At 56.4% G+C, this 7,633-nt stretch carries 8 protein-coding genes and 1 pseudogene; 6 read left to right on the top strand and 3 right to left on the bottom strand.

What is annotated here, in order from left to right:
- Positions 1–27: 27 nt before the first annotated feature.
- From pqqC to pqqE, 3 genes are read left to right on the top strand one after another with little or no spacing between them, the layout of a single operon-like run.
- The gene (gene pqqC, locus B7L71_RS03375; RefSeq protein WP_081136001.1) at positions 28–816 is read left to right on the top strand and encodes a pyrroloquinoline-quinone synthase PqqC; all 789 of its coding nucleotides are present in this window, start codon (positions 28–30) and stop codon (positions 814–816) included.
- Between the two features lie 31 nt (positions 817–847).
- Positions 848–1,150 carry a pyrroloquinoline quinone biosynthesis peptide chaperone PqqD gene (gene pqqD / locus B7L71_RS03370; RefSeq protein WP_212636725.1) on the top strand — a complete coding sequence of 101 codons (303 nt, stop codon included), beginning with the start codon at positions 848–850 and terminating at the stop codon, positions 1,148–1,150.
- On the top strand, positions 1,143–2,390 hold the full coding sequence (gene pqqE, locus B7L71_RS03365; RefSeq protein ID WP_081136000.1) for a pyrroloquinoline quinone biosynthesis protein PqqE: 1,248 nt from the start codon (positions 1,143–1,145) through the stop codon (positions 2,388–2,390). Before pqqD ends, pqqE begins: the two co-directional genes overlap by 8 nt.
- Before the next feature lie 14 nt (positions 2,391–2,404).
- Here the strand turns inward: pqqE and B7L71_RS03360 are convergent, their stop codons facing one another.
- The 3 genes from B7L71_RS03360 to B7L71_RS03350 form a co-directional block, all read right to left on the bottom strand.
- Positions 2,405–2,944, bottom strand: coding sequence for a rhodanese-like domain-containing protein (locus tag B7L71_RS03360; protein WP_230478459.1), 540 nt, complete (start codon positions 2,942–2,944; stop codon positions 2,405–2,407).
- Positions 2,945–3,039: 95 nt separating this feature from the next.
- A complete protein-coding gene (locus B7L71_RS03355; RefSeq protein WP_081135994.1) occupies positions 3,040–3,759 on the bottom strand; it encodes a pentapeptide repeat-containing protein in 720 nt (239 codons plus the stop codon).
- A gap of 58 nt (positions 3,760–3,817) precedes the next feature.
- Positions 3,818–5,602 carry a PQQ-dependent methanol/ethanol family dehydrogenase gene (locus B7L71_RS03350; RefSeq protein WP_249273166.1) on the bottom strand — a complete coding sequence of 595 codons (1,785 nt, stop codon included), beginning with the start codon at positions 5,600–5,602 and terminating at the stop codon, positions 3,818–3,820.
- 379 nt (positions 5,603–5,981) lie between these two features.
- On the opposite strand from B7L71_RS03350, the gene pedF reads away from it, so the two are divergent.
- The 3 genes and pseudogenes from pedF to B7L71_RS03335 form a co-directional block, all read left to right on the top strand.
- Positions 5,982–6,494, top strand: coding sequence for a cytochrome c-550 PedF (gene pedF / locus B7L71_RS03345; protein ID WP_081135992.1), 513 nt, complete (start codon positions 5,982–5,984; stop codon positions 6,492–6,494).
- A gap of 21 nt (positions 6,495–6,515) precedes the next feature.
- Complete coding sequence (locus B7L71_RS03340; protein WP_081135990.1) at positions 6,516–7,337, top strand: quinoprotein dehydrogenase-associated SoxYZ-like carrier; 822 nt, start codon at positions 6,516–6,518, stop codon at positions 7,335–7,337.
- Positions 7,334–7,633, top strand: a pseudogene (locus B7L71_RS03335) (quinoprotein relay system zinc metallohydrolase 1); the annotation flags it as partial. The gene B7L71_RS03340 and the pseudogene B7L71_RS03335, both read left to right, overlap by 4 nt.

Genomic DNA, 7,633 nt, shown 5'->3' with positions numbered 1-7,633 from the left:
CTAACAATAACAATCAGGAGATAGATCATGGCGCTGACAGCGATAACGCCCTGCGCTTCTACCACCCCGCTCAGCCGGGAGGCGTTCCGTGAAGCGCTAATGAGTAAAGGGCAGTACTACCACCTTAACCACCCCTTTCAGCAGGCGATGGCCAATGGCGAACTTACCCGAGAGCAGCTGCAGGGCTGGGTGGCTAACCGCTTTTACTACCAGCTGATGATTCCCCAAAAAGATGCCGCGCTGCTGGCCAACTGCCCCGATGCCGCTACCCGCAGGCGATGGGTACAACGCCTGCTTGACCACGACGGCCACGCTGAAGATGAAGGCGGAATTGAAGCCTGGTTGGCGCTCGGTGAAGCCGTAGGGCTACCGCGTCATACGCTGCTTTCCCAGGAGCGTGTGTTACCCGGCGTGCGCTTTGCAGTTGATGCCTACCGCCACTTTGTCGCCCGCGCGCCCTGGCAGGAGGCAGCGATCTCATCGCTGACTGAACTGTTTGCGCCACTTGCCCACCAAAACCGCTTGGATACCTGGCCCCAGCACTACCCATGGATCAACGAGCAGGGCTATCGCTATTTCCGCAAGCGGCTCAGCGAGGCCCGCCGAGACGTTGAGCATGGCCTGGAAATCGCCTTAGGTGTATGTACGACCGTGGCGCTGCAGCAGCGCGCGCTGGACATTCTGCAATTTAAGCTCGATGTGCTGTGGAGCATACTGGATGCCATGACCATGGCCTATCAGTTAGACCGCCCGCCTTATCACACCGTCACCCGCGAAGCGGTATATCACCGTGGGCTTGAGCACTCACATTACTAGGCCATGATCGACCAGCGTTGGGGAATTCACCATGTCACAACAACTCGCCATGTCACATCACGATATTTACCAGCTGCGACGCGGCTGGCGCTTACAGTGGGAAGCCATTCAGGGCTGCCACGTTATTCTCTACCCCGAGGGCATGGTCAAGCTCAGCGCGACTGCCGGCGCGATTCTTGAACAGGTCGACGGCCAGCAAACTATCGGCGACATTATCGCCACCCTACAGCAGCGCTACCCAGGCGCAGAGACCTTAGCAGACGACGTCGTGCAGTTTATCGATGAAGCCCGCAGCAACGGCTGGCTAGCTGTGAAGGAGGTGCATTGTGGCTAATAAAAACAGGCTCAATCAACATTCAGCCAACCCAGCCGCTGAAGCGACCTCACCGCCTTTATGGCTGCTGGCGGAACTCACCTACCGCTGCCCGCTGCAGTGCGCTTACTGCTCTAACCCGCTGGCCTTTACCCGCTACCAAAACGAGCTGGATACCGATGCGTGGTTTAGCGTACTGCGCCAAGCCAGGGCCATGGGGGCGGCTCAGTTAGGGTTTTCCGGCGGCGAGCCGCTGATTCGCCAAGACCTGGAAGCGCTAGTAAGTGAAGCACGCACGCTTGGCTTTTATACCAACCTGCTGACCTCCGGCGTGGGCCTCACTGCCCAGCGGGTAGACGCCCTGGCAGAAGCAGGTCTGGATCATATCCAGATTAGCCTACAAGCCGCCGACCCCGAACTGGCCCAGGCGCTGGCAGGCTCTGCCAAGGCTCACGCCAACAAGCTGGCGATGGCCAAAGCCGTCAAATCGGCAGGCTACCCCATGGTGTTGAACGTGGTGCTGCATCGGCACAATATCGATCAAATTGGCGACCTGATTGCGCTTTGCGATGAGCTAGGCGCAGATGCGGTTGAACTGGCCAACTGCCAATATTACGGCTGGGCGTTTTTGAACCGCCAAGCGCTGATGCCCACCCGTGAACAGCTGATACGTGCCGAAGCGGAAACCAACCGCTGGCGTGAAACACTCGCGGCGCGTGGCCGCGATATGTCATTGCTGTTTGTGGTGCCGGACTACTTTGAACAAGCGCCTAAAGCGTGCATGGGCGGTTGGGGCAGTATTTTTATGACCGTTGCTCCAGATGGTGCCGTATTGCCTTGCCATAGCGCCAGGGAGCTGCCGATGGCGTTTCCCAACGTCAAAGAGACATCACTGCAGGACATTTGGTACCAAAGCGATGCCTTCAACCGTTTCCGCGGCACCCAGTGGATGCCGACGCTTTGCCAACAGTGCGACGATCGCGATAAAGACCATGGCGGCTGCCGCTGCCAAGCTTATTTGTTAACCGGTGATATGAACGCCACTGACCCCGTGTGCCAACACTCTCCTCAGCATGGGTTGTTAGAGAGCCTGATCACAGAAAATGCCACAATCACTTCTGATCAAGCGACCCTGATTCCCCGCAATGCTCGCCAGTCAAAGCTGTTGCAAACAAAGCAGTTGCAGGGTCAGGCTGAAAGTCAGAGTGGCTTGGCAGCGCCTTCGCCCCGCCAACCACCCGAGCTGATTTATCGGCAATAAACCTAGTTAACCTATTAAGGCTCGCAGGTAGCTCGCTCAGCATGAGCGGGCAGCTGCGGGCAAACAGCGGCTAACGAATGACCGCTCGCTTGCCAGCCATCCACCCCATTGGGGTACCAATACAGCCCTTCATAGCCCATTGCCTCAGCACGCCGGGCAGCGTTCCAGGAAAGCCAGCAGTCAGCCCGGCAGAAAAACACCAACGGTACCGCCTCTGGATGCTCGCGAAACGCATTAAGTGCATCGCTGAAATAGTCGACCCACGCATCTTCCAGCGCAGGAGCGCCAACGTTGGGCAGCCAAACGCTATCAGGAATGGTGAGATGAGGGCTATCCTGTAAAAACAGGCCGTCGCGCCAGGGCAGTGCATTAACATCTACCAGTATCACAGGCGATGCGTCCACCAGGGATTGAAAGGCATGGTCATCTAGCACGGTGACTCCCGGTAACGCAGCCGTCACAGGAGCCTTGAAAGGCGGTAACCGGTAGCCTTCTTGGTTGAAAGACGCTGACTGGTGAAAGGGGGCTGAGGGCTGTTCAGCCCCGGCTAGCATACTGAACAGCCCGCCTGCCCAGACACCCCCTATCCAGATCCCCCTCATACAGCAACGGCGCACAGGATGCGCCGAGTCGATGGTCGCCATACGCTTTACTCCCAGTCGAACGGACAGGCGGTACACCCCTCCATTTGCGCCAGTTGAAAGTTACCGTAGTGGATGCGCGCACCGGTCATATCGGCATTATTCAGGCGGGTAATGTTCATTTTAGCTTCCTGCAGGTTGGCATCACGCAGGTCGGCACCGATAAGGTTGACCTTATTCATCCACGCCATTTCCAGGTTACTACCCAGCAACGTCGCCGCTTGCATGCTGGCACCGGATAGACGAGCAAACCCAAGGTTGGCACCCGTTAAGTCAGCGTGGTCAAAAATCGCGCCTTGGGCGTAAATACTCCAGCTATCTAGCCCAATTAAACTCGCATGGGAAAGGTCTGCGCCTCGCAGATGCGTGTTGGGCATGCGCGCACGATTAAGGTTGGCATGGCGCAGCGATGCGCCTTCAAAATCAACGCTACGTAAATTGCTGTGACGAAAGTCCGCATTATCTAAATTGCTGCCCGCAAAGTTAGCCCCTTGCAGGTCAAGGTTGGAAAAGTCGCCGCCGGATAGATCCATGTCCGCGCACTGGGTGCCAGGCACCAGCTGGCAACCGTTAAACACAGGGGGGGCAAATTCATCATAGCTGCTGTCTGCCGAGGCAGTAGCGGCTGTACCAACGACCCCCATGCAGAGTAGCAGACCGACTATTTTTCGAGCACTGCGATGGGCGTTAACACGACGGTAGGAGCGCTGGGCGATACGATTTTTCATTATTATTCTCTCCATCTAAAAAAGGGCGGCACATGCCGCCCAAACACACGCGAATAACTTAACGATTAGCCAGATCTTGTACGAAGGAAGGCAGTTTAAAGACCCAGAACGAGCCGCCCTGCGCAATCGGTCGCGTCAGCTCAGCCATATCACCACCCCATAGTGGAACTGCGCCGCCGTAGCCTGCGGTAACACCAATGTATTGTTCACCATCCATTTCCCAGGTGATCGGTGGTGAGATGATGCCGGTACCGACTTGGAATTTCCAAAGCTCTTCACCAGTTTCAGCGTGGAACGCTTTAAAGTAGCCATCCCCTGTGCCGGTAAACACCAGATTACCGTGGGTCGCCAAGACACCTGCCCATAATGGCATTGGTTCTTTATGCTCCCAGGCAAACTCACCCGTGATTGGGTCAACAGCTCGTAAAATACCAACATGATCGTCGTACATGCGTTTAATGCGGAAGCCCATGCCTAGATAAGCGGCCCCTTCCACGTAGTCGACTTCTTCTGTCCAGTAATCTTCCTTCCAATGGTTAGCAGGCACGTAGAACAGCCCCGTGTCTTGGCTATACGCCATCGGGTTCCAGTTTTTACCGCCAAGGAAGGGTGGCGACACTTCAACGGCTTCAGAGCGCGTTTCCCCCTCTTTCAAGCGCGCAGGACGCTGGCCTTCCACCTCTACCGGGCGGCCTGTTTCCAAGTCAATGTGGGTGGCCCAGGTGATGTTATCGACAAACGGGAAGGCATTAATCAGCTCGCCGTTGGTACGATCAGTGATATAGAAGAAGCCGTTACGGTCGGCGTGGGCACCGGCGTTAACCATTTCGCCGTTTTCATCTTCGTACTCGAACAACACGATCTCGTTATTGCCTGAGAAATCCCAGGTATCATTGGGGGTGTGTTGGTAGAACCACTTCACTTCACCGGTGGAGGGGTCAACCCCTAGCTGGCCAGAGGTATAAAGACTGTCGTAGTCAGATGGGTCGCCATCTTCTGAGGTGCGTGCCCAGCCGTTCCAAGGCGCGGGGTTGCCTGCCCCAATGATGATGGTATTGGTATCGGGATCAAAGCTGGCACTCTGCCACGGCGCTCCACCACCTTGGCTCCAGGCTTGCACTTTACCGGTTTCACTATCGGGATCATCAGGCCAGGAAGGTGCACTGGCATCGCCTGTTGGCGTGCTCTCTTCACCATTCAAACGGCCCACGTGGCCTTCCACAAAGGGCCGCATCCAAATTTCTTCGCCAGTCTCCACGTCACGGGCATAGAGCTTGCCGACAATGCCAAACTCGTTGCCTGAAGAGCCGTGTATGAGCATTACACGCCCCGTTTCCTGGTCTTCCACAATGGTGGGCGCACCGGTCATGGTGTAACCCGCACGGTGGTCACCAAAGCGTTCGCGCCACACCACGTCACCGGTATCCTTATTCAGCGCGACGATGCCCGCATCCAGGGTGCCGAAGAACACCTTATCGCCGTAAATGGCCGCACCGCGGTTGACTACGTCACAGCAGGGGCGAATATCGCTGGGCAGGCGATGATTGTAGGACCACAGACGCTGGCCGGTACGCGCATCAATGGCGAAAATACGTGAATAAGAGCCGGTGACATAGATTACCCCTTCATGGATCAGCGCCTGTGACTCCTGGCCACGCTGCATTTCATCGCCAAAGGAGTGAGACCATGCAGGGGTTAGCATCTCTACATTGTCTGCGTTAATTTGATCAAGCGGGCTGTAGCGCTGGGCTTTCACGCCCATGCCGTACATCAATACCGTTTCAGTGTTGTTATGGTCATTGAGAATATCGTCCCAGGTCACCTCGCTGGCGTTAGCTGTCATCGCAACGCCACCTATGCCTAGCGCAGAGGCATAAGCAACGGCGGCGGTGAGCGTACGCAGGCGAAAGGGCCACGAAATGTTACGAGCTGACGTGTTGTTATTGGTAGCGTATGTCATGGGTTTTCCATCCGAGTAATGATCACAATGCAATGGCTGCAAAGCGGCCAAGCTGCTGCTTGCGTGGTGTTTGCAAGACTAAGCTCAGCTTAGAAGCTCGGATAAAAAACCAACCTACCCCTCCAGTCGCGTTCTCATCCTGATTTAGCACTACTTCCAAAGGAGGAGTCCAGCGATGCCTAAGGTGCTATAGGGACTAAGCGCTGGCCTGCCTATGCTCACTCAAGTGATGTGACATCGACCCCCCTTGAGGAGCATTCCCATGACCATTACAAAAAACGTGCTGACAAAAACGCAGCTGACACAAACCACCCCGACAAAAACGCCCTTACGCTTCTACGGCCAAGCCGGTGCCATCGCCCTTGTTGCATTGCTGGCGTCACCGCTGGCGTGGTCACATGGCGATGTCACCCCTCAGCCAGTCGATATTAAGGGGTTAGAGCTTCTGGGAGACGAGTGGCTAGAAGAGAACCCCTACCGTGAAGATCATCCCCAGCACGAACTAGCCGTGGATATCGGTGCCCGTGCCTATAACAGTAACTGCGCAGCCTGCCACGGCCTAGAGGCAAAATCTGGCGGCATCGCCCCCGACCTACGTGAGCTTGAAAACGGCGCATGGGGCGATGAGTGGTACAAAGAGCTGGTCACCAACGGTGCTGAACGCAACGGCCGCGTACTGATGCCACGAATGTCCGACTACGTTAGCCAAGAAGGCCTCTGGGCCATCCGCACTTGGCTGGAAACCGTCAGCATGGAAACCACTAAAGGCCAATAACACGCATAGCGGGGAGGCATCATGGTTTTATTAACGCAGACGTTCATCCCTCCACGGCTCGCCGCGACCCTCGCGGCGCTTGCCTGCCTTTTAATTAGCGTGTTTCCGCCGGCCTCTCACGCGGCGACACTGAATACCGCCGAAAAAGACCCGCTTAATTCCTTTATGTGGCCTGTTTACCGCGAACGCTTCTTGGGCGATGCCTCCGTGGTATTTGACGAGCGAGTCATCGTGAACGCACCAAGGTTTGCCGAAGACTCAGGACAAGTCCCCATTGAGCTAGACGCCAGCGCCCTAGAGGCCAGCGGTGAACCAATCACCGATATTATCGCCTGGGTCGATCTCAACCCCATTCCCCGCCTATTCACGTACTCACCAATGAGTCACGGCTTAGCCAAGCTTTCGCTGAATATTCGTTTGGAACAAGCCTCCGCCGTGCGCGTCGCGGTGAAGCAGGGAGATACCTGGCATGTTGGCGGCACCTACATTGAAGCAGAAGGGGGCGGCTGCACCACACCCGGTATTGCCACCGCTGACACTGACTGGGAAAACACCTTCGGCGAGCTACAGGGGCGTTTGTTCGACAATGAGGATGAGCAACGCCTGCGGTTGCGCCTTTCTCACCCCATGGACAGCGGCTTAATCCCCAGTCAACCGGCCTTTTACGTGCAGTCGTTTGAAATGCTCGACCATCAGGGCCAGCAAGTGGCCACCTTGGATATCGAAGCCTCGGTAAGCGCCAACCCTACCTTAGGGCTGCATATGCGCTCCTCGCCGGGTGGCTATGTGATTGGTGCACGGGACAACAACGGCAATCGTTTTTCCATGGGCCTTCAGCCATGAAAGCGCACTTCTTAGGTAGTCTAGCGGCACTGCTAGCCGCCCCGCTGTTGGCCAGCGAGCCGGTAATGTTCTGCGAACGTCCGCTAGTGGCTCAACCAGTTGCGGAAAACACCTGGATGGTGGAAGGCCTAACAGAAGAGCTTTCCACCAGCAACTGCGGCCACATCGGCAACCAGGCGTTTATTGCCACGCCCAACGGCGTCATTCTCATCGATAGCGGCAGTAGCCCACACTTTGGCGAGGCGCTAAAAGCGCTGATTGCTCAGCACACCTCTCAACCCGTAAGGTGGGTCTTA

Origin of the sequence: Halomonas sp. BC2 (assembly GCF_002078115.1) — a bacterium.
Taxonomy (GTDB): domain Bacteria; phylum Pseudomonadota; class Gammaproteobacteria; order Pseudomonadales; family Halomonadaceae; genus Vreelandella; species Vreelandella stevensii.
The sequence above is the reverse complement of the archived record's forward strand: the minus strand, read 5'-3'. Positions and strand labels throughout refer to the sequence as shown.

What these genes read in the sequence shown, in the direction of transcription:
- pqqC (WP_081136001.1), top strand. Translation starts at nt 28, where the DNA reads ATGGCGCTGACAGCGATAACGCCCTGCGCTTCTACCACCCCGCTCAGC.
- pqqD (WP_212636725.1), top strand. Translation starts at nt 848, where the DNA reads ATGTCACAACAACTCGCCATGTCACATCACGATATTTACCAGCTGCGA.
- B7L71_RS03360 (WP_230478459.1), bottom strand. Translation starts at nt 2,944, where the DNA reads ATGCTAGCCGGGGCTGAACAGCCCTCAGCCCCCTTTCACCAGTCAGCG.
- B7L71_RS03355 (WP_081135994.1), bottom strand. Translation starts at nt 3,759, where the DNA reads ATGAAAAATCGTATCGCCCAGCGCTCCTACCGTCGTGTTAACGCCCAT.
- B7L71_RS03350 (WP_249273166.1), bottom strand. Translation starts at nt 5,602, where the DNA reads ATGACAGCTAACGCCAGCGAGGTGACCTGGGACGATATTCTCAATGAC.
- pedF (WP_081135992.1), top strand. Translation starts at nt 5,982, where the DNA reads ATGACCATTACAAAAAACGTGCTGACAAAAACGCAGCTGACACAAACC.
- B7L71_RS03340 (WP_081135990.1), top strand. Translation starts at nt 6,516, where the DNA reads ATGGTTTTATTAACGCAGACGTTCATCCCTCCACGGCTCGCCGCGACC.